This window comes from Paenibacillus sp. NPDC058071, from assembly GCF_042885235.1.
Taxonomy (GTDB): domain Bacteria; phylum Bacillota; class Bacilli; order Paenibacillales; family Paenibacillaceae; genus Pristimantibacillus.
In genome coordinates this window covers 47,963-73,871 of the sequence record NZ_JBHVSK010000011.1, presented here as the reverse complement: position 1 = coordinate 73,871, position 25,909 = coordinate 47,963, and the positions used below count along the sequence as shown (strand labels likewise).

Sequence of the window (25,909 nt, the reverse complement as noted above, 5' to 3'; positions counted from 1 at the left end):
AGGGGGTGACGTGTTGAATGCGATTCCTGATTCAGGTCGGTTGGAAGGCATATTGCTAGCTGCAAGCAACATATTGCTAGAAAGTCAAACCCACTTAGGAAATGACTACCAGATGGAAATTTCACACCATTATGGCTTGGACAATTTTCCTATTACCGGCGCCATAATTATCAATCTCATCAACCGCTCCTATTGCAAAAAATTTATTATTTTGTCTCCAGAGCAATCGCACCCGACGCACTATCATAAAAAAAAGGAGGAAACTTTCAGGCTATTGCATGGAGATTTAACGGTTGTTTTGGAGGAACAGGCGGTCAAACTGGGGCTTGGCGACAGTCTCCTGGTCAGACCGGGTCGGCATCATTCTTTTAGCAGCCAAGGCGGCTGTTTGTTTGAGGAAATATCCACGCACCATTACTCCGGCGATTCCTATTATTTGGACCCACTAATTTCTGAAAAGAGCCTTCATGAAAGAAAAACAATAATTGAGACTCCATTCTTTAATCGCTATCTTAGCTCTGATTACACCTATATAAAGGAGCCAAAATGAGAGACGGATATTATCTTTCAACGTTTTTGTATATAGACGAGCTTGCATGCGCAATGGATATTAAAATGCGGCATAACCAAAATGCCTCTCTTTGGAAAAAGAATGGAAGCGATCTCTCCTTGGTTCGGTATTGGGAGCTAGAGAGGGTAACAGGCTTTAAACAGCATTCCATTACGTTTCTAAACAAAGAAAAGGCGATTGAGCTCATTAATTATTTGTTAAACGAATTCGGATTGACCATTGAGGATATGAATGAAGTCTGGGGCACGCCGTTACTGGACACAACCGACCGCTATACCTCTATTAAGGAGTATAGCGATATCGCCTATCATAGCGTCGCCCACTTATACTCTTCCGTTCTATTGCAAAGCGATATCTTTTACAATTCAACCATTATTGGACTCGCAGTAGATTCCGGGCCGGACAACGTTGTTGACCAGTTCGCTTATGAAAAGCGCTTTTACGCGGGCTGTGTCGTGAATCAAGGGAAGATTGAGGTGTTCCCTGTCCATTCGCCAGGGAAGCTGTGGTCGCGCGCCAAAAAGCAATTTAAGCTGAGGGAAGGGACGCTGATGGCATTGGCGACAGCCACGACAGCCGAACTTCGACCCCGAGCACTTTCTACGCTGAACTTGATGGATATGTCAGCACGGGACGAGGCGAAAGCCTTTTTGGACGATTTGATCGAAATAGCCGCTGATCGTTCCAATCTCTTATATGCAGACGAGCGGTTCAGTGAAGAAGAGAATCGAATCAGCGCTATTATGAAGGAAGTACAAAAGATGTCGGATCTTATCATGGAGAGCAATATTCATGCCATTCGCGACAAATACAACATAAGCGTTGAAAACAGCTATCTGGCTTTATCCGGAGGATACGCGTTGAATTGTCCGACGAACAGCCATCTTATGAAAAAGTTTAAGTTCAAAGGCTTGCTAGCCCCTCCTTGCGTAAATGATTCCGGCATGTCGCTTGGCATGGCCTTATATTCCTTTTACAAGAACATGAATGGGGAAGTTAACGTCACTATCAATCACGCCTATCATGGAATCGAGGATTCCAAATTAGACGAGATTGCAGCATCCGATCTTTATCGCCCTTACGTAAAAAGCATTCAAACCATTTCGTTTGAGCAAGCGGTGGAGGACCTAATCGATCAGCCTATCGTATGGTTCTGTGGAAAGGCGGAGCTCGGGCCGCGCGCATTAGGGAACCGTTCGATTCTTGCGGACCCGCGAAGCGTTCGATCCAAAGACCGCTTGAATGTGGTAAAGAAACGGCAATGGTGGAGGCCGGTTGCTCCAATTGTTCTGGAGTCGTACGGGCATGAGTTCTTTGAAGACTTCAACGCTTCGCCGTTTATGCTGCAAAACTTTCAAATCAGAAAAGAGAAGCTGGAGCTTATTCCTGCCGTTGCGCATTTGGATGGCACAGCCCGCATCCAGACGGTCAATCAGGAGCATGACAATAAACTGCTGTATCAATTATTGGAGTCGTTTTACTCAAAAACGAATGTTCCGATACTGTGCAATACCTCGTTAAACGATAATGAAGAGCCTATTATTAACACAATTGAAGAGGCGCTGAACTTTGCATTAAGAAAAGGCTTTGATGTCATTTATGTCAACGGCCAAAGAATTGCCTTGCACAATCACCATCTCTACGAGGTCCAAAAACCGCTAAAGAGAAGGACAGAGGAATGCTCCGAATTAACGGAGAGCGCCAAAGAAGAAATCATCAGCCGGCTGAATCCGCACAAGGTTGAGCAGGATGTCTTGATCTACTACTACGACCATCCTGAACTTATGGACAAGTACAGTCTCCTTCATCAGGAACAAGCCGACCGCATAAGAACGATTGCTAGGGAATATATAGCGAGGTTTCCGATGAGCTTTGTGCGAAACTAAAGCAATAGCGAGGGATGACATGCAGATCAGTTTGGATTACAGTACCGAGCTTTTAAACAGCAGCTTGGGTATTTCGTGCATCGAAAATCATTACATGGCGGTGCTGATGAAAAATGACTTTCCCTATCATGCTGTTTATTACAAAAGTTTTATACCTGTTATTAACGTTGTTGTGGATTTTATGAAGAATGGATCTTCATATGCGTATTATAGAGGTCTCGAAAGGCTTCAATATACAGGAAAGCAATTGGGATTGGCGCAGACGAAAGCCTATGAGAACCTCGATTTCGAAAAGGTGAAGCAAATGTTGGAGACGGAGCTTACGGTCAAGAGGCTCCCGATTCTCATGCGTGTGGATGCTTCCAAAATTGACAATGTTGCAGATCTTCCTTGGAGGGAGGATCACTTCATTATGATATTTGGCATCCGAGATGAAAAAGTTCTGCTGATGGACGATTTTCCTAAAAGAGTGTTCGAAATGGACTTTAGCCAGCTGCAGTCCGCCTACAATGATGAGATCATCCTCTTTGAATTACTACCTTCTAATAAAATCCGGCAAAATGCTTATGAGCAATTATTAATCGAAATTCAAGCGGCAAGGATAGCCTATGATGCCCACGCCTTTGAACAAATGTTGGAATCGATAAGCTTGGACAATCTCTCCGCCCTGCGAGATGCTGTTGGCATTCTAAAAATATCTAGAAGAAGAATGGAGAGTCTGGCTGCTTCCCTTGGCGAGCAGGGCGCCAGTCTTCTGAATGAGTTGAACGAGGCCAACAGATTGACGGAGAAGCTGTACAACGCAATAGAGCTGTACCGATTGCGTAAAACGATTAATTCAGAATTTATAAAGCAATCTCTGTTTAGCTTGTCCGCATTGGATACGCAGTGGCTGAGCAGAATTCAGACCAACGAATCGAACTTAAATTTGGAGGGATTAAAATGAGCGAGGCTCTGATTGTGGAATGCGTTAAAGGACTTATCCCTAGCTTGGATCCAGAGCAGATAAAGTCGGAGGCGAAGCTGAAGGACGAGCTGGGCATTGATTCGCTTAAAATGGTGGAATTACTTGTGAATTTAGAAGAAAGATTCAACATCATGTTTGACGAAAGCGACTTGGACCCGGGCTTGCTTGGCTCGGTACAGGATTTAGAAAATCTTGTTAATCGATATGTGAAATGATAACGGATCAACTGACGATATGGGATGCCCTGGATGCGGCGTTCGGCAACCATCCGGGACACGCTTCCCTGACAAAGCCCGACGAAACGGTTCTGACCTATGGCGAATTGCATAGTTTGGTTAAGCATCGCGCCGCTGAATTGAACAAAAGGTACCCGGAGCGTTCCGTTCTGTGTATCTACCGTTCCCAGCCTTATGATGAAGCTATCGATATACTTGCCGTTCTGGCAGCGGGTCATGTGGCTGTGCCCGTTTCAAGCAAGTACGGACAAGACAGGCTGCAGAAAATATTGAAAGATTGCATGCCTCACGGCGTACTCGTCGACAACGGGCTGGATGAACAGGATTTTGTCCAGCCTAGGGCCGAGCGGCCTGCAGCAGTCACGTTGTCAGAAGATGCTGCTTTTATATTGTATACATCTGGAACGACGGGCAGGCCCAAAGGCGTCATTCTCACCCAGCGCAACATTCTATCCAATTTAATGGATATCGAGGATTACTTTCCTGTTAAGGACAGCGACCATATTTTAATTTTTCGACCATTGTCCCACGCCTCGGCGATTACCGGAGAATTTTTGCACGGACTGCTTCATAGCGCCAGAATTACATTTTATAATGATGTTCAATTTTCGCCCTTTAAGCTGATTGCTATGCTTAATCAGTTCCAGTGCACCGTTTTTTGTACGACGCCCACCGTCATGTATCACTTGAGCGGGATCAAGAGGAGAGCGGTGCTGCATACCGTCAGAGTCGTTGCTATAAGCGGCGAGCGCCTTTTGAAGCCGGTTATTGATGAAATTTCAAGCGTATTTCCAGGTATTGATTTTTATAATGTATATGGATTAACCGAAGCATCTCCGCGGATCAGCTTTCTTGCCCCTTCTCGCTTTTATGAGAAGGCGGGATCGGTTGGCATTCCATTAAATCATGTAGAACTGTTGATTGTAGACGAAGATGAATGGCAGTGCGACCCCGGCGAGGTTGGAGAGCTTCGGGTCCGCGGGCCTAATGTGATGAAAGGGTATTGGAATGACGATGTCTGCACTAATCAGAAGCTGATAAACGGATGGTTGATTACCGGCGATTTGGCTTATATAGACTCTGAGGGCTTCTTATATATTGTGGGCCGCAAAGACGAGTTGATTATACGGGCTGGAGTAAATGTGTATCCCTGTGAGATTGAAGAAGCCATTATTGAGAATGCCAGTATTATGGATGCTTTGGTTTACGGTGAAGCCGACCCGAAATACGGAGAAAGCATTTGCCTAATCGTCAGTTGCATAGAGACGATGACTGAGCAAGACGTTATGCGCATATGCCTCAATAAATTAGAGGCTTATCAGGTGCCGGATCGTATTCAAATCGTCAATGAAATCCCACGCAATAAGGCAGGGAAAAAGGATAAATCAAAATTTATAGAAAAGTAGGAGTGGCTTGTGAACATGTTGAAAGAGCATGAGCTTGTCTTGAAGCTAGCTGATTTTAGAAGCCCTGATTGTGAGAGGATAAATGAACTGATGCAAGGTCAGCTTGACTGGTCGCTTGTGCTGGGCTTGCTGGCGTACAATCGAATGGGCGGTGTTGCGCACTATGTTTTAAGAGCGAACAATATTCCGATTCCAAACGGTTTTTTCGAGTTTAGTCTATTTTTGCAGCATGACATTATGAAATTGAGAACGTTAGCCTATCGCAAGACGGTAGCCGAGCTATCGGCTGTGTTCAACGAAAGCGGGCTCCCGCATGCCTTCTTGAAGGGTTCTGTCTTGTCTAATATCGTCTATCCGCTGGGCTGCAGAGTCTCAAATGATATCGATATTTTGATGTCGAACAAAGATTTGACCGAGGTGGGGAAAGTGCTGCAGAAGGAAGGCTTTATTCAAGGAACATTCAATAAAAAGGATGCCACTATTGTCCCTGCAAGCAGAATGGAGATTATTCACGCCCGGATGAACTTCGGAGAAGTTAAGAAGTATATGAAAACCTGCGATATGCCGGGGCTTGAGCTGATCGAAGTGGATATTAATTTTTCTTTGGATTGGACCCCTCAAGGGACTCAGCAAGCAGTTGAGACTTTCCTGCAGAGCGCCGAGAAGTATCAGTTCAATAACGAAGAATATACGTACTCGCTGCCTAAGGAATATTTCTTGGCTCACTTGTGCGTTCACTTGTTTAAAGAGGCGATTGTGATGAACTGGATCGAAACGCAGAGGGATCTTGGTCTTTACAAATTCGCCGATATTTACGCTTTTCTAACCGATCCGCATATTCTGGTTGACAGCCGGAAGCTGATTGAAATCGCCCGCGCCAATCATATCGAGAAGGAATGTTACTATGCCCTGTACAATACGAGCCTGCTCTTCCCGAGCTTAAACGGATCGGAACAGTTTGGGGAAATGTTGGACGGCTTACGGCCTCTCGATCTAGCTTATTTGGATGAAGTCATAGATCCCACGGATTCTTCCATTAAATACAAGTGGAGTCGCGGTTTTCTAGAGCGGTTTTTTGATATGAACCGTTCCGAATTATTGGTTCCAGTTATGGCCTAATATACGAGAATGTCTTGGTATAAAAAACGCCCCTCGCCTTGGCGAGGGGTTGTTCACTCCCATTGACATAGCCTAGCGAGGGGAAAAAGATGCGCGTATATTTATGGATTTTATCGTATTTGCGAGTTCATATGAAATCGTTTGTTTTGCTTGTAGCTACGATCTTAGCCATAACGCTTGCGGAGCTGGCAGTGCCAAAGCTTGTTCAATATTTTGTTGATCACGCTTATGCGGCTAAAGACAAGAAGTTCCTCTATATTCTGGGCAGTCTATTTGCCGTTTCTATCCTAGTACTCTTTATTGCAAAAGCGGGAGAGAATCGTTTCCAGCGCATTTTGCAGGAACGCGCTTCACGCGATTTGCAACTGGACATATTCAAGCAATTGAGAAGACTTGGTTTTCCCTATTTGGAAAAGCATACGGTCGGCGAGACGCTTTCTTTCTTGAATACGGAAGTACGGGCGCTGCAAGAAATATACCGTTTGGGGCTTCCTCATCTATTTAATGGTTTAATATTCGCTGTTCTTGCGGTTTCCATTATGATATCCACGAATCTAAAGCTGACGCTTGCAGTACTAATCCCCGTTCTTCTGCTTTATTATGTGTTTGGCCCAAAAATCGAGAACATTGCGGCGAAATACGCCAAAGAAGCGACGGATTACCGACTGAAGGAAAACGAAAAGATTTATGAGAGCATTACCTCGCTCACGGAGGTGAGAGCGTACGGCTCGGAGAAGTGGGATTTTTCGCGGTTTCAATCCGCAGTGGACGCCTATACGCATAAATTAACAAAATCCGTCTTTTATGCGTTTTTGCGTGGTACGAATCGCAGAATGACTTATTACATCGGTGGCCTTATCCTATTTGTTTATGGCAACCATTTAGTCGTTAATCAGCAAATAACAGTTGGGGGCTTTATCTCTTTTCTTTTATATTATTTCAGTGCAGTTCACAAGCTAACGCTCGTTATTACGAATGTCACAGAGCAGCGCATGCAGGTGTATCAAGCTGAACGGTTATATCGCTTTATGCAAGAAACTCCCAATATTAAGGAGCCGGTCGACGGAGTGGTGTTAGAAAACCCGGAAGGGGAGCTTGAGTTTGACCGTGTCGGGTTCGCCTATGACGACAGGGTCGTGTTGGATTCTTTTAGCCTTGTTATTAAGGCGGGCACTAAAGTGGCTATTGTTGGCGAAAGCGGATGCGGCAAAACAACGCTATTAAAGTTGGCGGCCCGCTTTTACGACCCTTCCAGCGGAGTGATTCGTCTTGATGGCGTACCGCTGGATCAACTGTCTTTGGAGTCGCTAAGGGGGACCTTTGGCATCGTATTTCAGGATACGTTTCTTTTCGGGATGTCGGTGAAGGAAAATATACGTTTTGGAAATCCAGAGGCCACAGATGAGGATGTTATTCAAGCAGCCAAGGCAGCCTATGCCCACGAATTCATCATGTCGCTGCCAGAGGGATACGATTCGGAGGTTGGAGAAAGAGGCGTTAAGCTATCGGGCGGACAAAAGCAAAGAATAGCGATTGCCCGGTTGTTTATCAAGCAGCCCCGACTGCTTCTTCTTGACGAAGCGACCTCTGCTCTGGATCAGATTAGCGAATGGGAAGTTCAGCGCGCGATGGAGCAACTGTTGGATGGACGCACGATGATTGCCGTCGCTCATCGAATATCGACGATCAAAAATTTCGATCAGATTATTATGATGGAAAAAGGAAAGATTGTTGAAGCGGGAACCTATCAAACTTTACTGGAACAGAGGGGAGCCTTCTATCGCCTTGTCCATAAGAAACCGATGGAGGTGGAAGTTCATGCATAGTCTGCGTTGGTTGTTTAAGGAAATAAGATCGAGCAGGCTGATACTCCTTCTGGCTTCCTTCACGTTAAGTTTGGAGATGGTCGCAAGCCTGGCGACCATCGCGCTGCAGCAAGTTATGATCGACGATGTCTTTAAACAAAACGACGTCGGGCGTTTCTGGACGGTGTTGTTATGGATAGCTATGGCTTATATTTCACACGCGGCTTTATTCACGATAAGCCCTGCAGTAAAGCTGAAAGCATATAGCCGGATTCGGAAAATTCTGGCCTCCCGACTGATGCAAGCCATGTATCGGTTGCCTATATCAAAGCTGCAAAATCAGCGAACGGCACACTATGTCTATCACTTCACCAATGATTTGAATCAGACCGTTGATATTGCAGCAGAGGATTTGCCGCGAATGGTGCAGCAAATAGTGGCTATCGTTATTATAGGCTGGATCGTTCTTGAAGCAAGTCCAGCATTGCTGATTTTGATTGTTTTGTTAGGAATTGTTTATGTCTGGAGGGGACGCCGGTTTGGAGCTGAACGATACCAAGCAGCCGGGAAGGTGAATCAAAGCCGATCGGAAATGCTCGTTCACATGGATGAAGGCGTCGCGGCGACCCGAGAGGTAGTAGCTTTTCATCGACAGGATTGGGAGAACCGCAAATTCCAAAAGCTTTATGACGTTTATTTCCGTAACGTGATGCAAGAAGGAAAGCTAATCAACAAACAAATGATGAAGAGCGAGCCGTTTACATGGCTGGCCATGCTTGCTGTATTTGTATTCGGCGGTTGGTTGACGCTCGAAGGAAGTCTATCATTGGGCTATTTCATTGTCATCTTTCAATTTGCCTCGCGATTGATGGAATCGATTAATATATTATACAGCAGCTTCCTGGGGATGGTAAGCAAACTGTCTTCCACGGAGCGGCTTAGAAATGCGATTCATGCCGAGAAGGTTCAAGATGGCATCAGTCGTTTGAGCGGACCTGTTCAATCGCTTTGCTTTGACCAAGTGACGTTTTCTTATGAAGAAAACAAAGAAGCGGTGTTGAAAAGCGTGGACTTAGAAATTCCCATTGGCAAGAAGATAGCCATTGTCGGTACGAGCGGAAGCGGAAAATCGACAATGGCCAGTCTCCTGATGCGATTTTTCGAACCGGTCTCTGGCGTGATCCGAGTAAACGAGATGAATTTGGATGACATTGCCCGCGAAGATTGGACATCACGGATTGCAATTGTTTCACAAGAGCCGTATTTTTTGGCAGGCACGATTAAAAACAACCTAAGCTTCGGACAAAGCGGGGTGACCGAGGAAGAGATGGCCGAGGCCTGTCGGACAGCCTATATCCATGATTTTATTGCTACGCTTCCCAAAGGTTATGACACTGTTATCGGCGAGAGGGGCGTCACATTGTCGGGGGGGCAGCGCCAGCGTCTTGCCTTGGCGAGAGCGTTGCTGAGCAAACGTGAAATCCTGCTGTTGGATGAAGCGACTTCCGCTCTGGACTTAGAAACAGAGCGCATTGTGCAAGAGAATTTGGATAATAGAAGCCCGAAGTTTACGATCGTGGTCATCGCTCATCGGTTATCTACGGTGCGAAACGCAGATATCATTTATGTTGTAGAAGATGGTTCGATAGTAGAGTGCGGCACCCATGAACAATTGATGAGCGGAGATGCGCTATACCGATATTTGGTTACAAAACAGATGGTGGAAGAAGCAAGTTAATGGGAAATAGGGATAATTTAGATTAAGAGCATGTAGTTTACAATAAATATAAAATATGATATATTTTAAGAATCGCAGGATTATATACTACCATAAGGTGGTTCTTATGAACGCTACAATATGCAGTATTAAGACGGAGGAGATTATTGCTCCAGGCAGTGAGTTGTCATGGGCTTTTGACAGCGGCCATTATGGATGTTTCGAAATTCATGGGCCGCTTGAATTGAAGTCGAGGAAACGACGAGAGGTTGTCGAGTGCGGCTGCATAGTAGTAGGAAACAAGTTTAAATTGCTAAATCACAACCTAAGAGCGGTCTCCGTTCGAGGAGTCGTCCTGAACAGTGGAACCGTATCCCCCTTCAATCAGCTTGACATTTTTAAGGGAAATCAATACTTGGATGAATTATTCGTTAACGCCTTTGCACACCACAATTCCCCCTCAGAAACATTCCATCGTTTTGAAACTATACTACCCTCGTTGCTATCCATTATCAGCGATAAAGAGAATGAAACCGCTCAAGGGAAAAAAGAAGCCTCCGGTAAAATCGATCGCAGATTGATCAAAATCCACCGATATATTCGCAACAACTATCACCTTACGCTCAGTTTGCAACATTTAGCGGAATTAATCGAATGCAATCCCATCTATTTAAGCAATACCTACTCGAAAGTGTTTCAGATTTCGCCTATGAAGCATTTGCAAATGATTAGAATGGAGAAGGCAAAATTTTTGCTGTCGAGTACGAACACGACCATTAAAGATATTGCCAATCAGTTGGGTTACATATCAAGTTCCCAATTTGCCGACCTTTTTAAACGCTACCATCGGCTCACGCCCTCTCAGTATAGGCTGGAGTTCAATCTCAATGAATTTGATTAGTTAATTACAATGTCTACTGAGGTGATGTATAGCATGAATGACTCTATGTCTATAGAGCAAACGATTAAGGAAAAAATTAAAGAGATTCTAGCTCTGCCAACAACTGAACTTGATAATCATCTGGAGTTAGGCGCTCTTGGTCTGGACTCCATGAAATCGATTCAGCTTATCGTTCAATTAGAGGAGCGGTTTAGCCTTGCATTCGATGACGAGGAGCTGCTGTTCGAGAATTTTTCGACTATCGAGAAAATAACGCAAAAAATTAACGAGAGATTATCAGCTAGTGCTTAATATTCCGTTTTTTATCGTTGGAGATGAGTGTGTGGAAAAGAAGCTGCCGATAGTAGAACCAATTATTAAATGTTATCAAAGCGTTGCCTATCCATTATCGATCATTCTAGCCCATGACGAAGCATGGCCGTGGTTATACAGCAATTTCATCCAATTATACTCGCCTAACGGCTTTGAAATTATGATGCATAACTATGAAGATACGAATTTCAAGGATTACCCTTGGCTAGTCGTTAATGATTTTGAAAGCTTGGTGGAATACGGAGAGGAAGAGCTGGTTCAGTCACTCATACAAGCAATTGATCGCGATCAGTATGTTTATTTATTTGTCGATGAGTTTTATATTCCAAGAACGGGATCGTACGGAATCAGAACCCACGTTCATGATCTTTTAATAAATGGATATGATTTAGAAGCACAAAAATTTTATGTGAGCGGCTATGTGAAAAATTCACAATATACATTCTATACGGTTTCGTTCGAAGAGTTAGCCAGCTCGGCATTAAACGGTGATTCGATGCCTCATAAAGAAATCAAATTGTTGAAATACAGCAAATATAAGCTGCCGAACTATACTTATCTTGCTTATAAATTTGATATGGAGAATGTAGTAGAGCAGCTTGCAGATTATCTTTCCAACCAAGATACTTCGGTGAGAACCCGTATGCTTCAAAGTCCGAATCATTTTTTTAGCGGAATACAGGTCTATAAGGTATTGTACAGCCAGATTAAAAACGCTTCCAGCACGGGGAGACTTGAACTGCACCCCTTCCTAACGATGTACGAACATAAATTGTTAATGAATAGAAGAGTCGAGTATTTCATTAAACAGAAGGGTCTTCATCTAGATGCGTTTTTAACGGCGACTGGGACATTGGCTGAAAAATGTTTATCCGCGAGAAATTTGGCATTGAAGTTTCTTTTTACGGGAGATCATTCGATTTTAGTGCGATTAACCAATCATATTAAAGAATTGGAAGCTTTGGAGTATCAAGTTTTTACAGATTTGCATGCCGAATTGAATACAGTAAAACCAAGAAAACTACTTTCGAAGGCCGAACTCTTTTTTGCAGAATCAAGCACGAAGCTCGATCATTTGTTTGAATTATCCACGGATCAGGACAACTATCCCGACATATACGATAGAATGGCAAGCTTATATCCGGAGACCATCGCCAGTTTCTATGAAATAGATAGAGATAAGGCAAATAAGCTTATGTATATCTTTTTGAAAAGCATGGAAGAGAGGAACTGGCCTGCTCACCATACCGACTGGTTTGTCAGCAGATGCAGGGAGCTGTTGAACCATATAGAAGATTCCGTATTGCGGGAAATGGTAGGGGACAGTTTAAAAGCTGTGTCGAGGTCGCGAATATCTGCGTCCCGAAGACGGATGACGTCTTCGGAGCCGCAATGCTTGCCGTGAGAGGAAAAGGCAGATTCGCCGTCAGGCGGCCGCTCCGGTCCCTGAAGCATAGTTCAAAGATGGAAACTCGAATGAAAATAACGCGCCGCCGTCCTCGCGATTGGCGGCCTTCAGCATGCCTCCGCATCGCTCGACGATCGCCTGGGCGATGGCGAGGCCAAGTCCGGTTTCGCCGTCGTGGCCTTTCACGAAGCGGTGGAACAAATAGGGGAGCAGCTGCTCCGGAATGCCGTTTCCGTCATCGCTAACAGTCAGCTCGATTCGGTCTTTGACGACAGAGGCACGAACGTAAATATGGCCTTTTGCATGGCGAACGGCATTGTTCATTACATTAAGCAGCGCTTGCAGCAGTTTATCACGGTCCCCGATCAAGTATAGCGGTCTAGCATCATCCCATTCCGCGTGAAGCTCGATCGACTGCTTGACCAGTTGCGGATTTATTCGCTCGACTGCTTCGGTCAGCAGCTCCGACAGATCGACGGTCGAACGCTCGTAAATATTGTCTTCGCTGTCCAGCTTGGCGAGCAGCGTCATTTCCGTCACTAAATTTTTCAGCCGTCCGCTTTCGCTTAATATAATGTCTAGCCCTTTGTTCACGTCCTCGCCTTCGAACACGCCGTCGCGAATGCCCTCGGCGTAACCCGCAATCGACATAAGCGGCGACTTGAGCTCATGCGAAGCGTTTTGGAAAAATTGCTTTTGCGCGCGGTTGAAGCGGTTCAGCTCGCCGGCCATATCATAAACGGCGGAAGCGACCGAACCGATCTCGCCGCCTGCTTTTATAAGCTTCACTTGCTCGAACTGCCGTCCTTTTATTTTGCTCAGTTCTTCCTTCAGTTTCATCAGAGGACGGATCAGTTTGCGCGTAATAAAGTGGCTTAAAGTGAAAATGAGCAGGAAGCCGATCCCGAATACGAGCAGCATGCGGCCGAACAGGACGCTCTCGATTTCTTTAATTTTACTCATCGGCGTATACAGTGTCAGCTTGCCCTGCGGCACTGTGCTGATGTTGACGAGGAACTGTCCGTTGCGTTGTTCCCAGAGCGGTTTAATATTTACTGCTCCCGCTGCGGTGGTTTGCCATTTTGGCAAGTCCACGCCTACGACCTCGCTTAACGAAAGGACGGGCATTGCTTTTTCTGCCATGGCGCCGACTGGAATTCCATCGCGAACGATATTGCCGTTCTCGTCGCTGACGAATGCCGAAATATTGGAGTAAGTGCCAATCGCTTTCGACACGGTAGTGACCGACGAAGCATTTAGCGTGGAGGCAGACTTTTCGAGTGAAAGCTCTTGCTGCGAATCGGCCGGTGCGGTCGTTGTCTTTCCCGTCGTATCCTGAGCGAGTGCCGCTGCGGTCAAATTGGAAGAAATCGCACTGCCGATCAGCTGCATCTCCTGCTTTTGCGCTCCGATAAAATGGTCTAACAGCACATAGTGGATCAGAACTGCCGTAACAGACAGTACGACAATGAGCGCCACACCGAAAGCGATATTAATTTGATGGACAAGTTTCATAACGTCTGGTCTCCTCCTTCTGCTCTCATGCGGTAACCGTGCCCCCATACCGCCTCGATCGGCAAATGCTCCACTTTTTTGCGAATCCGCTTGATCAAGTGATCGACGGCGCGGTCGCTTCCGAAATAATCGTCCCCCCATACGAGCGTCAGCAGTTCCGATCGCGTAAAGGCGCGGTTCGGATTTTCGACGAACACCTTGAGCATCGAGAACTCCTTGCTTGTCATATCGACCTCTTCTCCATGCCAGAACATTCTTCGTTCCTCCACTAGAAGCTGCAGACGGCCAAGCCCAATACGGTCGGAGGCGGCCGCTTCGCCAGCGTTTCTTCCTGCATACTGCCGCTGCAACTGTCGTTTGACGCGGGCGACTAGCTCTCGCGGACTGAATGGCTTTACCATATAATCGTCGCTGCCAAGCTCCAGTCCCAATATTTTATCGACTTCAGTATCTTTAGCGGAAATCATTATAATCGGCACGTCGGCCTCTCCGCTTCGAATTTGCTTGCAAAACTCATACCCGTCCATGCCGGGTAGCATGATGTCGAGAACCCAGAGGTCGGGCGGGTTTGTCCGCCACAGCTGCAGCGCTTCTTCCGCGCTGCCCAAAGGGATCGTCTCGTAGTTTTCTTTTTTCAAATAGACTTCCACCAAATGCCGGATATGTTGATCGTCGTCCACGATTGCGATTTGATAACGATGCTTCACGCGCCTGGTCCTCCTCGTTCATTCTCTATTGTAAGTATACCAAGGCAGAAAGCCTTATTGGGCCGTGCCATCGTTTTTCCACAAATCAACCAACGTTCTGCCATACCTGTCCCTTAAAGTGGAGTTTGTCGGGCGGTTCACCAGCAACACCGAGCGTCCGGCGACAAAATTCCAAACCAAGGAGTGTGTTGACGATGAATTACAGAAAAATGATGACGAGTGCAGCTTTGTCTGCTTTGCTGCTGTCCAGTGTGGCGGGAGCGGCTTACGCCAATGAGGAGAAGCCAGAGAAAGAAGCGAAAGCGGCAGCGGTAACTACTGTAGCGAAAAATGGGGACTTTAATTTGACAACTGCTCCCGCAGCCATCAAATGGGCTGATCCGTTGGAGTTGGCTAAGCAATATGCCGCCGATACGGTAAACGATTGGAAGGAAACGCTGGAAGCCTACGGCAAGCTTAGTGGTTCTGCTTCCGGCGCAGTAGCGGCCGTCTCCCTTGTGGCCGTCGACAGCGAGCTGAATCTAGACGATGCGGTTGAAGGCGTTGCGATCGCCGTTAGAGAGCTTGATCCTTCCGAAATCGAGTCCGCTGTGAAGGACGGCAAAACAACATTTACCGCCGCTCGTCCAGTGAAGGATGACGCAGATCAAGTACAAGCGCAGCCTCTAAAGGTCGTGGAGGGCGTCAAAGTGATTAAGCTGAGCGATGTAGAAGAGGGCAAGTTCCAGCCTGTTGCCGAAGTGAACGCTGATGCGAAGGGCGAGTTCAGCGTATCCCTTCAAGCGGTGCAGCCAAGCGGCGAGCTTAAAGCATTCTTTGATGCGCAGGATGCATTGTCCAAAGCCGCGGAAAGCAAGGATGCGGCGACGATTAAGAAAGCGCTTGGCGATCTGCTCGAGCAGTACAAGCTGCAGATCGAAAAGCTGGAGGCTGCTGCGAAATAATAAAGTAGCAAGCTAAGAGTAAGGCAGGCGGCGTGGGGAGAGGACCCTGCGCCGCCGTTTTAGTTTCCCATCATTTGGAGCGGCGCGCCATCTTTTTGACATCGGTTGTTTATCGTTTTGACATAACTGTCCGGTAAAGTGGAAGTCATAGAACGAAGAAGCAAGGAGCGTGCGAGCAGTGTTCCATAAAACGATCATTTCCAGAGCGGCAATTTCCGCATTGCTTATAACGAGCGCGAGCTGCGTCTCGTCCGCGCAAGCGTCCCATTATACCGTAATCAACAGCTTTACCGACCCGGTTGCGCTGGCGCGAAGCTATGCGTCGGAGACGGCCGAGGCGTGGGCGCAGACGCTGAACGCCTACGGCGAGCTGGCTAACGGCTACTGCTGCAGATCCACGGAATCGGCGAAAGCGGGGAACAGTGGGAGTACTGCGAATGGCGGGAGTGGCCGAAACTTCGAGAATGCCGGGGGCTTTGCGAATAGCGTGAATGGCGGGAACTTCGAGAATACCGGGAGCGTCGCGAATACTGGAATGGCTCGGACTGGCGGGGGTTGCGGGAGCGATGCGAATATCGAGAATGCTGGGAGCACTGGGAGTGGCGGGAACGTAGTGAATGCCGGGGGTATCGAGAATACTGGAAACGTCGTTAGTGACGGGTGCGCCGGGAGCAGCGGGAATGGTGTGAATATCGGAAATGCTAGGAACCTTGGGAATACCGGGGGCATTGAAAGTGCTGGGAATGAGCGGCATGCTTGGAGCACTGGGAATGCGGCGGAAAGCATCGCGGAAGATACGGAAGATGCAGACCTTGTCTTCGTACGGGCGGAGATCGCTTTAGCAATGGCAGTGGAGGGAGGCAATGCCGCTTCAATCAAGAAAGCGCTGGATAGGCTGCTACAGGAGTATGAGCGGCAGATCGCGCAGCTGTCAACTGCGGCGTAGTTGCTCAGGCAGAATGGCTGCACAACTTACAAATGGAGCTGTCCCAAATGGTATTCCAACATGGCAAAGCAGCTCGCTTGATGAAATAGGCTCTTTTCGTATTGATTGTTGCTAATGGGAATCTAGTATAATGAATAAACAGATTATATGGGCGGTATAAAAGAATGAGTTGGTCACACGTTTACAAAGCTTTCGAGGACCTACCACAAATCGAGTATTGGAATATCTTGAACATGTTGAGTGGGGTCTAGCACTTGAACATCTTTGCTCAAACATTATTGACGAAGGTATTTTAATTTCGGAGTCCATTTTTAACTCAATTAAGAAGATTGGAGAAGAGATGGAGCTCGATTCAATAGACTGGTGGGAAAAATGAAGTCGAGTGATAATATTAGTAATAATATTTGCGAAAAGATGTAAATGGCGTCGGCGGTACTAGCACTAGGATGGTGTTATTAGGTTTGTTCAAAGGAATAACTGCCAAAATGCATTTATTCTCCCTTCGTCCTGACAAATTTGAGGAAATAAATGCAAAAAAGCAGTTATTGTCGGCTACAATGCCCAAATGGACAGATTTTGCTCGAAATAACTGCGAAAAAGCATTTATTCCTTTTCATCCCATCGGAAATGAGAAAATAAATGCAAAAACGCAGTTATTGACCTCGGTATGACGCAAATGGTGAGAGTATGGCGAAAATAGCTGCTTGCCCAAAATATTTATCCCACGGGATGAGCACAATCGATAGAGCTATTACCGGGTCAGTTCAGCCCGAACTATACTAGCTCCAGCTCCCCCGAAATAGGCTAGCCCGATTTAAGCTAGGCAGATCTAAGCTAAACCGATCTAGGCTACCTAAGGTTACTCCAACTAAGCTACTCGAACTAAGCTCCCCCGAACTAGGTTACTCAAACTAAGCTACTCGACCTAAGCACCCTCGAACTAGGCTACATGAAGCTACCCCCAACTTAAACTCCCCCAATCCAAGCTAGTCCGCGCCCCCTTTTAAAAATAACCCCTCATTTAGTAAAATCTTATGTTTTGGAGAATAGTTGCCATCGACCGGTGCAGTGATATAATTAAAGCGCATACATTTCCGAACGGTAGAGAGAATGGGGGAAGCGCCCGTGTATAAAATCGTACTTGTCGACGACGAAGCGGTTGTTAGGGAAGGCGTACGCGAGAGGATCGCATGGGATGAGCTTGGATTCGAATGCGTCGCTGACTGCGAGAACGGGGTTGAAGCGCTGGAAGCGATCGCTAGACTTGCACCGCATGTGGTATTGACCGATATCAATATGCCATTTATGGACGGGCTAGAACTGACCCGGGAGGTAACGGAGCGGTTCCCCGATACGAAAATGATCATATTGACTGGCTATGACGATTTTGAATACGCGCAGCAGGCCATCAAGCTGAAGGTAAACGATTTTATTCTAAAACCGATTACAGCTGCCGAGCTGACCGTCGTGCTGCAAAAAGTGAGAAGCGAGCTGGACGAGCAGAAGAAGAGCAAAGAGGATTTAGAGCAGCTACAACGACAGCTCCGCGAAAGCTTGCCGGTGCTTAAGGAAAGGTTTCTCGAGCGGCTCGCGACATCGAAGGTCGGAAGCCGGGAATTGGAGGAGCGCATCCGCTATTTCCAGATTGATCTGCCGGGGCCGGTCTATACCGCCCTTGCTGTCGATCTCGATCGGCTGGAGCAAATCGGGACCGGAGCGGCTGACCGCGAGCTGATGCGGTTCGCAGTGTTCAATATCGTCCAGGAGATGATGGAGGGCGTTCGCAGCTCTGCCGTGTTCCGGACCCGCGACGAGAAGGTACTCGCCATTGTCTCAGGAGAGAACGAGCCGCAGCACCGAGAGCGGATCGAGGAGCTGGCCGAGCGGATTCGCCATGCGGTTCAGCAGTTTCTGAAGCTGACCGTGTCGGTCGGCATTGGAACGGAGACGACGGCGCTTGCTCATGTAAGCGCTTCATGTCAATCGGCCGTATCGGCGCTGCAGTATCGGCTGCTGCTTGGGAATAATCAGGTGATCAGTATCTCCGATATGGAGAAGAAGTCGCGTACGCAAGTGAATTCTTCCTCCGAGTACGACCGCAAGCTCATTGCAGGCATCAAGACGGGAACGGCAGCCGAGGTCGAGCTGGCGATCGACGGAGCGATTGAGGACTACCGCAGTGCGATGCAGCCTATCGACAGAAGCTATATCCGCATTCAGCGGACGATTATTTTGCTGATGCAGGCGCTGGACGAGATCGGCTGCAGCGAAAGCGACACATTCGGACCGGGGGTCAATCCGGTAACGGATATTTATAAGCTGAGGACGCTGGACGACATCGGCGAATGGCTCAAGGAAGCTTGCCGCCGAGCGATCAACAGTGTGACAAGCGCTCGGGACGACCAATGCAGGAGGCAAATCGATGAGGCGCTTGCCCACATTCACCAGCATTATGGGGACGGGGAGCTGTCGGTCAAGGCGGTCAGCCGACTGGTCCATATGAGCGTCAGCTATTTCAGCGCGGCGTTCAAATCCCGCACGGGCAAAACATTCGTTGAGTATGTGACCGGCATTCGTATGGAAAAGGCCAAAGAGCTGCTGAAATTCACCAGCCTGCGTACCTATGAGGTCGCGTTGCAGGCCGGATATCCGGACGCGCAATATTTCAGCGTGCTGTTCAAAAAGCATACGGGCTTGTCGCCGACGGATTATCGCAATAAAACCGCGGCGGAGCGAGCGTGAAGCCATGATGGATATTTTTAAATTCAAAAGCATACAGACGAACATTGCGGCAGCTTTCGCCTGTTTGATCCTGCTCACCGCCGTGCTGCTCAGCGTCATGTCTTATCAGCTGTCGGCGTCAGCCGTGAGGGAAACGGCCCAAGACTATACGGCTGAGCTTATTAACCAGGTAAAGACCAATATTCAGACGTATATAACGAGCATGGAAAATATTTCGATGCTCGCCCTGAACAATGAGGACGTTCGAAATTTCGTCGCCGCGGAAGACGGCGAGGAGATGGCTTCGGCCCAGAGCGTATCGGACTACTTTCAATCGATTATCGTGTCGCGAAAAGATGTTCGTTCGATTAACGTATTCAGCTATAATGGGCAATTCGTCTCGGACCGCAGCGATATCGAGCTGAACCCAAACATTAAGCTGACGGAGCTGGAATGGTATAAGAAAGCGCAGTCAGCTTCCGGACGCATCGTCGTCTCCTCATCGCATGTACAGCACATTTTCAAGGACGAGTACGGGTGGGTCGTCTCACTCAGCCGCGAGCTGTGGAGCAAGGATCAGAAAAGACCGCTTGGCGTGCTGCTGGTCGATCTGAACTTCAGCGCAATCAACGACACGTTGAACAATATCGATCTCAGCAAGCGAGGATACGTCTTTATCGTCGACAACAGCGGCAATATCGTCTATCATCCTCAACAGCAGCTGTTGTACAGCAACCTGAAGACGGAAAAAATCGACGATGTGCTGAAGCAGGGCAACGGCAGCTTCGTGACGGACGAAGGTCGGCAGAGCCGGATTTATACGGTGCAGGATACGAACTTCGGCTGGAAAATTGTCGGTGTCTCGTACGTCAACGAGTTGATCGGAAACAAGCAAAAAATGCAGTTGAGCTTCGTCGCTGCAGGCGTGTTCTGCCTGATTGTCGGCCTTATCTTAGCGGTTGTCATATCACGCCATTTGTCGAGGCCGATCAAGAAGCTGCAGGAGCATATGAAGAAAGTGGAGCGGGGCATTTTCGATCATCGTGTTCCTATCGAAAATCCGAAAGAAATCGCTAGTTTGGCCCGCACCTTTAATTTGATGGTCGTCAAAATTGAAGAACTGATGAGTCAAATTGTCACCGAGCAGGAATTTAAGCGAAAGAGTGAATTGTCGGCGCTCCAAGCGCAAATCAATCCTCATTTTTTGTACAATACGCTCGATTCGATTATTTGGATGGCGGAAGGGAAGAAGACGGAAGAGGTTGTCTTGATGACGTCGGCTCTTGCCCGGCTCTTCCGGGCTTCGATCAGCAGAGGGCAGGAGCTTGTATCGGTTCGCACGGAGATTGAGCATGTAACTAATTATTTGACCATTCAGAAAATGCGGTATAAGGACAAGCTCGATTTCACGATCGACGTCGATCCCGGCATTTATCACTATCGGACGTTGAAGGTGCTGCTGCAGCCGCTGCTGGAGAATGCGATTTATCACGGCGTCAAAAATAAAATCGGCATTGGCGAAATTCGCGTAACCGGCGGCGAAGAGGACGATTGCGTCTGGTTTCAGGTCAGCGACAACGGAGCCGGAATGGACGAGCAGGCGATGCGTTCGATTCTCGAGCCGCGCAAAAACGACCGCGAAAGCAAAGGCGTCGGTGTCGTAAACGTGCATGAGCGGATTCAACTGTATTTCGGAATGTCGTATGGCTTGTCTTACGAAAGCGCGCCGGGCGAAGGAACAACGGTTACCGTACGAATCGCTCGGATCGAGAACGACGAGCCGTCGAAAGGAGGGGAGTCCTCGTGAAGATCAGGCTAAGGCTTTCCATACCTCTGCTCATCTTGCTGCTCGCTTTGGCTGCGGGGATCGTCGTCTATGGCGTATTCAAATGGGCGGTAAACGAGAAGCCCGACCGAGAGATCAAGGTTATCGTATCGGTGAAAGCGACCGAGCAGATCGTCGACTTCTGGAAGGTGTTGATCGACGGGGTCAACGATGCAGCCAATGAATTCGGAGCTACCGCGAAGGTGATCGGCCCTCCGCGCGAAGTAATGATCGACGAGCAGATCGCTCAGCTGGAGAGGGCAATCGAAGAGAAGCCCGACGTGATTGTTCTTGCGGCAACCGACTATAACCGTCTCGTTCCAACTGCCCAGAAAATCGTCAAAGCCGGCATCAAGCTCATTACGGTCGACTCCAGCATTAGCAGCGACGACGCGCTCAGTCATATCGCTACCGACAATATCGCCGCAGGCGCGAAGGCGGGCGAAGAACTAGCCAATCTTCTGCCAGAAGGCGCTAAGGTAGCCGTTATGAGTCATAGCAAAGGGACTTCCACCCAGATGGAGAGGGAGCAGGGCGCCGTCCGGCGGATGAAGGAGTTGGGACTCGATGTTGTCGGCATCTATTATACGGATGGCATTGAGAACAAGGCGAGGGAGATCACGCTTTCGCTGTTAATGAGCAATCCCAATATTGAAGGCATTGTCGGGTTGAACGAGATGTCTACCGTCGGTGTCGGAAAAGCGATTAGGGAGCTGGGGAGTGCCGGCAAGGTTAAGCTGGTCGGCTTCGACAGCTCGCTGGACGAGGTAAAGCTGCTCGAAGAAGGGATTCTTCAAGGGACGATTGTTCAGAAGCCTTATAATATGGGCTATTTAAGCGTAAAGTCGGCGGTCAAGGCGATTAACGGCGAACGCATTCCGAAAGTAATCAATACCGAGCTGGTTGTCATAAACAAGCAAAATATGTATACGGAACAAAATCAAAAGCTGCTTTTCCCATTCGTGGGAAAGTAGCTTTTTCTTTGTTTCTTGTCCATTTTGATGCGTATTTCATCCGTTTGTTTTTATATTTGTCTTTTTACTTGTGTATGTTTTTCAACTATTCTCGTACGATATTCCATTCAGAAGGCAAGGGCTTCGTTCTACAATGAATAAAAGAAAGCGATTGCAAAGTAGAATGCAAAGCAATGAGGTGAACACTAGCATGAGCAAAGTGCTAATTGAAATGAAAGGCATCAACAAATCGTTTCCTGGCGTTCAAGCGCTTAAGGATTGCCAATTCGAGCTGCTAAGCGGCGAGGTTCACGCCTTGATGGGCGAGAACGGGGCGGGCAAGTCGACGCTGATGAAAGTGCTGACAGGGGTCTATCAGAAGGATGAGGGTACGATGACGTATCTCGGGAAGGAACTGGTCGTCCCGAACGCGAAAGCGGCGCAGGATCACGGCATTGCGATCATTCATCAAGAGCTTAACCTCGCTCCCGATCTGACGGTAGCGCAAAATATTTTTATCGGCCGCGAGCCGCGTATGCTGCTCGGCCTGCTCCTTGATGAGAAGGAATTAAACCGTAAAGTGAAGCAGTTGTTCGCCCGCATGAACCTCGATATCGACCCGAATGAGCTGGTCGAGAATTTGACGGTCGCGAAGCAGCAGATGGTCGAAATCGCCAAGGCGCTTTCTTATGATTCGCAAGTATTGATCATGGATGAGCCTACCGCGGCATTAAGTGACGCCGAAATAGATGAATTATTCAAAATTATTCATCAGCTTCGGGAAAGCGGCGTTGGAATCGTCTACATTTCTCACCGGATGGATGAGCTGAAGCGGATTACGAATCGCGTCACCGTTATGCGCGACGGACAATATATCGGCACGGTGCCGACGAAGGACGTCACGAACGAGCAAATCATTTCGATGATGGTCGGCAGGGAAATTTACGGTTCCTCGAAGCCGACGGATGTGAAGAAAAACAAGGAAGTTGTGCTGGAAGCGATTGGCTTGAACCGCAGAGGCGCTCTCAAGGATGTCAGCTTCCAGCTGCGCAAGGGTGAGATATTGGGCTTTGCGGGCCTTGTCGGAGCGGGACGGACAGAACTTGCCCGGGCGATCTTCGGCGCCGACTCCATTGATTCCGGCGAGATCCGCGTACACGGCAAAAAGGTGAAAATGAAGGAACCGCATGATGCGGTTCGAGCGGGCATCGGCTATCTGTCCGAAGACCGGAAGCGGTTCGGCTGTATTGTCGACATGGACGTGAAGATGAATGTTGCAGCGGCTTCTATGAATCAATTTATCAATCCGCTCGGGTTTGTGAACAGCAAGAAAATGGCTGAAGCGGCAGATGGCATCGTCCAAATGCTGAAGGTGAAAACGCCTAGCATCGATCAGGAACTGAAGTTTTTGTCCGGCGGCAACCAACAGAAGGTCGTTATCGGCAAATGGCTGACCCGGGACTGTGACATTCTCATTTTCGACGAGCCAACGAGAGGCATCGATATTGGAGCGAAAAGCGAAATCTATAACCTGCTTAACGAGCTCGCGGCGAGCGGAAAGTCGATCATTATGATTTCGTCGGAGCTGCCGGAAGTATTGCGGATGAGCCATCGCATCGTCGTGATGTGTGAAGGCCGCGTTACCGGCGAGATGTCGTATGAAGACGCGACACAGGAACAGATTATGCGTTACGCCACAATGAGAGGTTAACAACATGCACGGAAGGCTTAGATTTGGAGGGGGAGCACATGAGTAATCAAAGCAGCACAACAGCAACGGCCGGTTTAAAGAAAGGGCTTCATATCAATTCTGGCATACTCCAGCAATTAATCGCGTTCGGCAGTCTTGCCGTTTTAGTTATCGCATTCTCGTTATTGTCGTCTAACTTCTTTACTTTCGATAATATTGTCGGCATTCTGCTGTCGACGGCGGTCATTGGCGTATTAGCGCTGGGTGCCACCTTTGTCATTATTACAGGCGGCATCGACTTGTCCATCGGTACGGTCATGACGCTGACGGCAGTCATGACCGGCGTATTTATCACCTATTGGGGCTTGCCGATCTGGGTCGGCGTCATTGGCGGCATACTGACCGGTTCGATTTGCGGCTTTATATCCGGCGTCGTTGTTGCCAGGATGAATGTTCCGCCGTTTATTGCGACGCTGGCAATGATGATGGTCGCGAAAGGACTTGCGCTAGTTATTTCAGGAGCTAGACCGATCTACTTCGATATTGAACTGGGCTTTAACAAGCTTGCCCTAGGATCGATTATCGGCGGCATTCCAAACGGCGTTGTCATCTTCTTCCTGGCGGCCATCATCGGCAGCATCATTCTTTCGAAGACGGTCATCGGTCGTTACAACTTCGCATTGGGCAGCAATGAAGAGGCGACTCGTCTCTCCGGCATTAACGTCAACAAGTGGAAAATCATTATTTACATGATTACCGGTACGTTTGTCGGCTTGGCCGGCGTCCTGATGGCTTCGCGTCTCAACTCCGCTCAGCCGTCGCTTGGTCAAGGCTACGAGCTGGAAGCGATCGCGGCAGTCGTGCTCGGCGGAACTTCGTTGTCCGGCGGCAAAGGCACAATTATCGGAACCGTCATCGGCGCGCTCATTATGAGCGTACTGACGAATGGACTCCGCATCCTGTCGGTGCCTCAAGAATGGCAAACGGTCGTCGTCGGTATCGTTATCGTATTCGCGGTTTATGCAGACATCCTGCGCCGCCGCAAACGGTCGTCCAAGTAATTAATCTAACGGTTAGAACTCTTTGCACGGATTCGCTCCGGCATGCAGGTCCGTGCAGGGATTCTATATATTAAAAAAGCGAACGAAGGGGAGATTTTGGTGAAAAAGTTTACGGTCACAATGCTGACATTGTTGTTGTCGATTTCGCTGCTCAGCGCATGCGGTTCGAACGGAGAAAAAGCAAGCAGCAACAGCGGCGAGAAAAACAGCGGTTCCGCTCCAAAGACGGCAGATAGCAAAATCTACATTCCTATCATTTCAAAAGGCTTCGAGCATCAATTCTGGCAATCGGTAAAAGCGGGCGCCGAGCAAGCTGCTAAAGAATTCAACGTAGAAATTACTTTTAACGGCCCGGACAATGAATCCCAAGTCGATAAACAAATCGAAATCTTGCAAGCGGCTCTCGACAAAAAACCTAGCGCAATCGGCTTTGCCGCATTGGATAGCCAAGCATCGATCCCTTACTTGCAAAAAGCAAAAGACGCAGGCATTCCGGTTATCGCATTCGACTCCGGCGTAGACAGCGACATTCCAATTGCGACCGCTTCCACGGACAACTATGCAGCTGCGGCTCTGGCGGCTGACAAAATGGCTGAATTGATCGGCAAAGAAGGCGAAATCGGCATGGTCGTTCATGACCAAACGTCCGTAACAGGCGCTGGCCGTCGCGACGGTTTCAAAGAGCGCATCGAAAAGGAGTATCCGAACATCAAAATCGTTGACGTTCAATACGGCGGCGGCGACCACCTGAAATCGACTGACCTTGCAAAAGCAATCATCCAAGCGCATCCTAACCTGAAAGGTATCTTCGGCGCGAACGAAGGCTCCGCAATTGGCGTTGTAAACGCGATTACCGAGCTGAAAAAAGAAGGTAAAATCATCGTAGTCGGTTTCGACTCCGGCAAACCGCAAATTGACGCAATCAAGAGCGGAGCAATGGCAGGCGCGATTACGCAAAACCCTGTAGGCATCGGCTATGAGACAGTGAAAGCTGCGGTACAAGCGCTGAAAGGCGAATCTGTTCCATCTAACATCGATACTGGTTTCTACTGGTACGATAAATCGAACATCGACTCCGATCAAATCAAAGCGGTTATTTACGAATAATACCTGATAACAGAGAGAGCCTTCCTTTCATTTTATGAGAGGAAGGCTTTCTTCTTTTTTTTGAAAAAACTGGCCGACTGTGCTAGTCTTAAAATAAAAGGATTCGGAGGTT

General features: G+C 48.0%; 23 protein-coding genes. 21 read left to right on the top strand and 2 right to left on the bottom strand.

Features of this window, described 5'->3' with window-relative positions:
- Positions 1 to 10: 10 nt before the first annotated feature.
- From ACFVTB_RS18530 to ACFVTB_RS18480, 11 genes are all read left to right on the top strand, one after another.
- On the top strand, positions 11 to 550 hold the full coding sequence (locus ACFVTB_RS18530) for a cupin domain-containing protein (protein ID WP_387752258.1): 540 nt from the start codon (positions 11 to 13) through the stop codon (positions 548 to 550).
- Positions 547 to 2,457: a carbamoyltransferase C-terminal domain-containing protein gene (locus ACFVTB_RS18525; protein ID WP_387752256.1), complete on the top strand. Its 1,911-nt coding sequence runs from the start codon at positions 547 to 549 to the stop codon at positions 2,455 to 2,457. The genes ACFVTB_RS18530 and ACFVTB_RS18525 overlap by 4 nt, the downstream gene beginning before the upstream one ends.
- Before the next feature lie 19 nt (positions 2,458 to 2,476).
- Positions 2,477 to 3,403 carry a cysteine peptidase family C39 domain-containing protein gene (locus tag ACFVTB_RS18520; RefSeq protein ID WP_387752253.1) on the top strand — a complete coding sequence of 309 codons (927 nt, stop codon included), beginning with the start codon at positions 2,477 to 2,479 and terminating at the stop codon, positions 3,401 to 3,403.
- On the top strand, positions 3,400 to 3,639 hold the full coding sequence (locus tag ACFVTB_RS18515) for an acyl carrier protein (RefSeq protein WP_387752251.1): 240 nt from the start codon (positions 3,400 to 3,402) through the stop codon (positions 3,637 to 3,639). Before ACFVTB_RS18520 ends, ACFVTB_RS18515 begins: the two co-directional genes overlap by 4 nt.
- Positions 3,636 to 5,066 carry a class I adenylate-forming enzyme family protein gene (locus tag ACFVTB_RS18510; protein ID WP_387752248.1) on the top strand — a complete coding sequence of 477 codons (1,431 nt, stop codon included), beginning with the start codon at positions 3,636 to 3,638 and terminating at the stop codon, positions 5,064 to 5,066. Before ACFVTB_RS18515 ends, ACFVTB_RS18510 begins: the two co-directional genes overlap by 4 nt.
- A gap of 15 nt (positions 5,067 to 5,081) precedes the next feature.
- Positions 5,082 to 6,185, top strand: coding sequence for a nucleotidyltransferase family protein (locus ACFVTB_RS18505; protein ID WP_387752556.1), 1,104 nt, complete (start codon positions 5,082 to 5,084; stop codon positions 6,183 to 6,185).
- A gap of 89 nt (positions 6,186 to 6,274) precedes the next feature.
- On the top strand, positions 6,275 to 8,011 hold the full coding sequence (locus ACFVTB_RS18500) for an ABC transporter ATP-binding protein (RefSeq protein ID WP_387752246.1): 1,737 nt from the start codon (positions 6,275 to 6,277) through the stop codon (positions 8,009 to 8,011).
- Positions 8,004 to 9,728 (top strand): ABC transporter ATP-binding protein, encoded by a 1,725-nt coding sequence (locus tag ACFVTB_RS18495; protein WP_387752243.1) that lies wholly within the window; start codon positions 8,004 to 8,006, stop codon positions 9,726 to 9,728. The genes ACFVTB_RS18500 and ACFVTB_RS18495 overlap by 8 nt, the downstream gene beginning before the upstream one ends.
- 106 nt (positions 9,729 to 9,834) lie before the next feature.
- Positions 9,835 to 10,608, top strand: a complete 774-nt coding sequence (locus ACFVTB_RS18490) for a helix-turn-helix transcriptional regulator (protein WP_387752240.1) — start codon at positions 9,835 to 9,837, stop codon at positions 10,606 to 10,608.
- 33 nt (positions 10,609 to 10,641) lie between these two features.
- Entirely contained in the window at positions 10,642 to 10,899 is a 258-nt protein-coding gene (locus ACFVTB_RS18485) for an acyl carrier protein (protein WP_387752237.1), read from the top strand.
- 31 nt (positions 10,900 to 10,930) lie between these two features.
- Positions 10,931 to 12,325 (top strand): cysteine peptidase family C39 domain-containing protein, encoded by a 1,395-nt coding sequence (locus ACFVTB_RS18480; protein WP_387752235.1) that lies wholly within the window; start codon positions 10,931 to 10,933, stop codon positions 12,323 to 12,325.
- A gap of 21 nt (positions 12,326 to 12,346) precedes the next feature.
- Here ACFVTB_RS18480 and ACFVTB_RS18475 read toward each other — a convergent pair whose 3' ends face one another.
- The gene (locus ACFVTB_RS18475) at positions 12,347 to 13,843 is read right to left on the bottom strand and encodes a sensor histidine kinase (protein ID WP_387752232.1); all 1,497 of its coding nucleotides are present in this window, start codon (positions 13,841 to 13,843) and stop codon (positions 12,347 to 12,349) included.
- Complete coding sequence (locus ACFVTB_RS18470; RefSeq protein ID WP_387752229.1) at positions 13,840 to 14,550, bottom strand: response regulator transcription factor; 711 nt, start codon at positions 14,548 to 14,550, stop codon at positions 13,840 to 13,842. The genes ACFVTB_RS18475 and ACFVTB_RS18470 overlap by 4 nt, the downstream gene beginning before the upstream one ends.
- Before the next feature lie 194 nt (positions 14,551 to 14,744).
- On the opposite strand from ACFVTB_RS18470, the gene ACFVTB_RS18465 reads away from it, so the two are divergent.
- The 10 genes from ACFVTB_RS18465 (at position 14,745) to ACFVTB_RS18420 (ending at position 25,797) form a co-directional block, all read left to right on the top strand.
- Positions 14,745 to 15,494 (top strand): hypothetical protein, encoded by a 750-nt coding sequence (locus ACFVTB_RS18465; RefSeq protein WP_387752227.1) that lies wholly within the window; start codon positions 14,745 to 14,747, stop codon positions 15,492 to 15,494.
- 178 nt (positions 15,495 to 15,672) lie between these two features.
- Positions 15,673 to 16,440 carry a dermokine domain-containing protein gene (locus ACFVTB_RS18460; RefSeq protein WP_387752224.1) on the top strand — a complete coding sequence of 256 codons (768 nt, stop codon included), beginning with the start codon at positions 15,673 to 15,675 and terminating at the stop codon, positions 16,438 to 16,440.
- 169 nt (positions 16,441 to 16,609) lie between these two features.
- A complete protein-coding gene (locus tag ACFVTB_RS18455; RefSeq protein WP_387752221.1) occupies positions 16,610 to 16,816 on the top strand; it encodes a MafI family immunity protein in 207 nt (68 codons plus the stop codon).
- Positions 16,817 to 16,901: 85 nt separating this feature from the next.
- The gene (locus ACFVTB_RS18450) at positions 16,902 to 17,111 is read left to right on the top strand and encodes a hypothetical protein (RefSeq protein WP_387752218.1); all 210 of its coding nucleotides are present in this window, start codon (positions 16,902 to 16,904) and stop codon (positions 17,109 to 17,111) included.
- A gap of 454 nt (positions 17,112 to 17,565) precedes the next feature.
- Positions 17,566 to 19,182, top strand: a complete 1,617-nt coding sequence (locus ACFVTB_RS18445) for a response regulator (RefSeq protein WP_387752215.1) — start codon at positions 17,566 to 17,568, stop codon at positions 19,180 to 19,182.
- 4 nt (positions 19,183 to 19,186) lie between these two features.
- Positions 19,187 to 20,968, top strand: a complete 1,782-nt coding sequence (locus ACFVTB_RS18440; protein WP_387752212.1) for a sensor histidine kinase — start codon at positions 19,187 to 19,189, stop codon at positions 20,966 to 20,968.
- The gene (locus tag ACFVTB_RS18435) at positions 20,965 to 21,960 is read left to right on the top strand and encodes a substrate-binding domain-containing protein (RefSeq protein WP_387752209.1); all 996 of its coding nucleotides are present in this window, start codon (positions 20,965 to 20,967) and stop codon (positions 21,958 to 21,960) included. Before ACFVTB_RS18440 ends, ACFVTB_RS18435 begins: the two co-directional genes overlap by 4 nt.
- 190 nt (positions 21,961 to 22,150) lie before the next feature.
- Complete coding sequence (locus ACFVTB_RS18430; protein ID WP_387752207.1) at positions 22,151 to 23,650, top strand: sugar ABC transporter ATP-binding protein; 1,500 nt, start codon at positions 22,151 to 22,153, stop codon at positions 23,648 to 23,650.
- 38 nt (positions 23,651 to 23,688) lie between these two features.
- Positions 23,689 to 24,690 (top strand): ABC transporter permease, encoded by a 1,002-nt coding sequence (locus ACFVTB_RS18425; RefSeq protein WP_387752204.1) that lies wholly within the window; start codon positions 23,689 to 23,691, stop codon positions 24,688 to 24,690.
- A gap of 96 nt (positions 24,691 to 24,786) precedes the next feature.
- Positions 24,787 to 25,797 (top strand): ABC transporter substrate-binding protein, encoded by a 1,011-nt coding sequence (locus ACFVTB_RS18420; protein ID WP_387752554.1) that lies wholly within the window; start codon positions 24,787 to 24,789, stop codon positions 25,795 to 25,797.
- The last annotated feature ends 112 nt before the right edge of the window (positions 25,798 to 25,909 follow it).

Bases quoted from the DNA above. Each gene is read 5' to 3' on its own strand.
- ACFVTB_RS18525 (WP_387752256.1), top strand. From the start codon at position 547: ATGAGAGACGGATATTATCTTTCAACGTTTTTGTATATAGACGAGCTT.
- ACFVTB_RS18520 (WP_387752253.1), top strand. From the start codon at position 2,477: ATGCAGATCAGTTTGGATTACAGTACCGAGCTTTTAAACAGCAGCTTG.
- ACFVTB_RS18515 (WP_387752251.1), top strand. From the start codon at position 3,400: ATGAGCGAGGCTCTGATTGTGGAATGCGTTAAAGGACTTATCCCTAGC.
- ACFVTB_RS18510 (WP_387752248.1), top strand. From the start codon at position 3,636: ATGATAACGGATCAACTGACGATATGGGATGCCCTGGATGCGGCGTTC.
- ACFVTB_RS18505 (WP_387752556.1), top strand. From the start codon at position 5,082: ATGTTGAAAGAGCATGAGCTTGTCTTGAAGCTAGCTGATTTTAGAAGC.
- ACFVTB_RS18500 (WP_387752246.1), top strand. From the start codon at position 6,275: ATGCGCGTATATTTATGGATTTTATCGTATTTGCGAGTTCATATGAAA.
- ACFVTB_RS18495 (WP_387752243.1), top strand. From the start codon at position 8,004: ATGCATAGTCTGCGTTGGTTGTTTAAGGAAATAAGATCGAGCAGGCTG.
- ACFVTB_RS18490 (WP_387752240.1), top strand. From the start codon at position 9,835: ATGAACGCTACAATATGCAGTATTAAGACGGAGGAGATTATTGCTCCA.
- ACFVTB_RS18485 (WP_387752237.1), top strand. From the start codon at position 10,642: ATGAATGACTCTATGTCTATAGAGCAAACGATTAAGGAAAAAATTAAA.
- ACFVTB_RS18475 (WP_387752232.1), bottom strand. From the start codon at position 13,843: ATGAAACTTGTCCATCAAATTAATATCGCTTTCGGTGTGGCGCTCATT.
- ACFVTB_RS18465 (WP_387752227.1), top strand. From the start codon at position 14,745: ATGAATTACAGAAAAATGATGACGAGTGCAGCTTTGTCTGCTTTGCTG.
- ACFVTB_RS18440 (WP_387752212.1), top strand. From the start codon at position 19,187: ATGATGGATATTTTTAAATTCAAAAGCATACAGACGAACATTGCGGCA.
- ACFVTB_RS18430 (WP_387752207.1), top strand. From the start codon at position 22,151: ATGAGCAAAGTGCTAATTGAAATGAAAGGCATCAACAAATCGTTTCCT.
- ACFVTB_RS18425 (WP_387752204.1), top strand. From the start codon at position 23,689: ATGAGTAATCAAAGCAGCACAACAGCAACGGCCGGTTTAAAGAAAGGG.